Origin of the sequence: Corynebacterium sp. HMSC22B11 (genome assembly GCF_001815965.1) — a bacterium.
In the GTDB taxonomy this organism is placed as follows: domain Bacteria; phylum Actinomycetota; class Actinomycetes; order Mycobacteriales; family Mycobacteriaceae; genus Corynebacterium.
This window is the reverse complement of the sequence record NZ_KV823465.1, coordinates 1-1191: the sequence shown is the minus strand read 5'-3', so window position 1 is coordinate 1191 and position 1191 is coordinate 1. Positions and strand designations below refer to the sequence as shown.

The window sequence follows — 1191 nt, the reverse complement described above, 5'->3', positions numbered from 1 at the left end:
AAGTTCTAGTGGTCGTTGCAACACTGATCTGAAGGGTTGGTGTTGGTGATGACGGTGTCACGGTGGGATCCACCGGTTGAGGAGATCACTCGGTTTCACCAGTTGGTGGTGGGTGATGGTTTGTCGGTGCGTGCGGCTGGGTTGGATCTGGGATGGTCGTTAGCTACGGCGTATCGGATTGCGCATCGTGATGGGTTACCACTGCGGAATAAGACGTTGTCGTCACAGGTGGTTGACGAGATTGTTGCGTTGTTTGCCCAGAATGTCGCGCCAATGGATATTGTGCGGCGGTTGGGTGTGAATCCTTCGTCGGTATACCGGGTGGGGATATCGATTGGTGCGCGGCAGCGTCCTGCTCCTGAGGGTCGGCGGGCTGTGGCTACGGCGCGGCGAGTGGAGTATTTGGAGCTTCGGGCCTGTGGGTTGGATCGTCGTTCTGCTGCAGCTGCGTGTGGGATGGGGTTACGTGGTGCGCTTGATGTTGATAAGGGGGTGATTAAAACACGTGGTCGGCGTGTGCCGTTTGTGCCCGATGGTCAGGCAGTTTATCGCTATAAACGGCTTATGCAGGTTCTTGCGTATGTTGATGGCCGGGTCAGTGTTCCGGTGGAGGTGCTGCCGCAGGCTGCGGTGGAGAAGGTGATTGACCGGCGGTACTTGTCGTTGGTGGAGCGGGAGCGCATCGCGGATCGGGTGAATCGGAATTTATCGGTTCGGGCGATTGCGCGTGAGCTTGGGCGTGATCCGGGGACGATTTCGCGCGAGATTAGTCGCAATAGTGGTGATGATGGCATTTATCGCCCGTTTGAGGCGCACCGGAAGTCAACGCTTCGGAGGTTTCGGCCGAAGGTGTCGAAGATTGCGGCGAATCCGCGGTTGAAACAGCAGGTGTGGCAGTGGTTGCGGATGGAGTTTTCCCCTGAGCAGGTGGCTGGCCGGTTGCGCAGGGAATTCCCTGGCGATGAGACTATGCATGTGAGTCATGAAACGATCTATCAAGAGCTGTACTGCCAGGCCAGAGGCGAGTTGAAGAAGGTGGTGGCCCATGCCCTTCGTACGGGGCGGACGCGGCGTAAACCGCGTGGTCAGCGTGTTGTGAGGAGTCGGTTTGTTGATCCGATGATCATGATTGCTGATCGTCCTGCTGTTGTTGAGGATCGGGCTGTGCCGGGGCATTGGGAGGGTGATCTG

General features: G+C 57.7%; 1 protein-coding gene. It reads left to right on the top strand.

Going from position 1 to position 1191, the window contains the following annotated elements:
* Window positions 1-228: 228 nt before the first annotated feature.
* Window positions 229-1191 (top strand): IS30 family transposase (locus HMPREF3088_RS00005; RefSeq protein ID WP_246817944.1); only part of this gene is annotated, 963 nt, incomplete at its 3' end.